Source organism: Oleiphilus sp. HI0128, assembly GCF_001635365.1.
The window spans coordinates 1-878 of sequence record NZ_LWGG01001258.1 but is presented as its reverse complement, the minus strand read 5'-3'; the positions used below and the strand labels follow the sequence as shown (position 1 = coordinate 878).

General features: G+C 42.6%; 1 protein-coding gene. It reads right to left on the bottom strand.

Annotation, left to right across the window (positions count from 1 at the left end):
* Positions 1-592: chemotaxis protein CheW (locus tag A3763_RS21245; protein WP_197483032.1), on the bottom strand; the 592-nt coding region annotated here is incomplete at its 3' end.
* Between the last annotated feature and the right edge of the window lie 286 nt (positions 593-878).

Sequence of the window (878 nt, the reverse complement as noted above, 5' to 3'; positions counted from 1 at the left end):
GTATTTGCTTACGCGCAACCACCGAGTCATCAGCGACCAGAACGGTAGGCGGCGATTCACTATTACGTTCACACACCTGTTCTACGAACTCTTCGTTAACGGTTTCTTCTACAGGCGCCACTTCAGAAAGAATCTTCTCTACATCGATAATTTCTACAAGCTTATTATCGATACGAGTGACGGCAGTCAGGTAATTTTCGCGTCCGGCACCCTTTGGCGGCGGATGAATCTCTTCCCAATTAAGGTTAACGATACGTTCAACATCACCAACCAGGAAGCCTTGAGTCTTTCTGTTGTATTCAGTAATAATGACAAAGCTATTGGGAATTGTCTCTTCCGCAATCGGCATCTGTCCTGTTGCCATCCCCATATCCATAATAGGGATAGTTCCACCACGAATATGCGCGACACCGCGAACAACAGGATGTCGTTGTGGCATCATAGTTAACTTAGGGCACTGCAATACTTCTTTAACCTTAAAAACGTTAATTCCGTATATCTGCTGACCCTGAAGCTTAAACAACAATAATTCCAGTCGATTCTGCCCAACGAGCTGAGTTCGTTGGTTAACACTGTCCAGAATACCGGCCATATATATAGCTCCCCTAACGATGTTCAGAGCGGTATGTTACTTGCTTAAGTATTTAGCAGAATGCTTGATACTTAAGCAAATAGGTAAAACCCTGAGCAACGATTTGTACTTTTGACGCAACACTCAGTTTACGCAATAAAGTACTTGTTATTACACGTGCTTTTTAATTTTTTGCACAGCTAACAATAGCATAGGACATAAAATGAAAATTAGTAGGCAAATATTCTGGTTACCGCTTCTTTTTCTGAGCACACTAGTTATCGGGAGCGAGACCGTAACTTTGGAG